Below are 404 nucleotides of genomic sequence, written 5' to 3' on the forward strand. Positions count from 1 at the left end.
CCCCGGTCTCCGGGATCTCCACCGTGGTCACCTTCCGCCATGCGTCCCCTTCGCGCCGGGCCGGCTTCTCCCGCAGCCCCGCCACGATCGACGCGGGATCCGTTGCCAGCAGCTGCCCTTCGGGCGTCCGCGCCCCCACCAGCGACACGGTGACGGACGCGGTCAGCGGCACCCCGCCGAAGTTCTGCGCCATGCAGCCGACGTACACCGCCCCGCTGTCGTACGCCTCGCGCGCCGCCCTGCGCAGGAACTTGGCCAGAACGTCGCGGTGTTCGCCGATCGCCGGGTTCTCCTGCACGCGCTGCGCCATCAGCTTGCGGATGCTCTCGTCCCGGCTGGCCGGATGCAGGTCGAACTCCCACCATGTCATCGACACGGTGAGCGAGATGCCCTACCGCTCGACC

Annotated in this window: 1 pseudogene; it reads right to left on the bottom strand. The window is 71.0% G+C overall.

The window, feature by feature from the left end:
* Positions 1-376 (bottom strand): annotated as a pseudogene (locus G3I56_RS42960) (hypothetical protein); the annotation flags it as partial.
* Positions 377-404 lie beyond the last annotated feature (28 nt).

This window comes from Streptomyces sp. SID12488, assembly GCF_010548275.1.
Classification (GTDB): domain Bacteria; phylum Actinomycetota; class Actinomycetes; order Streptomycetales; family Streptomycetaceae; genus Streptomyces.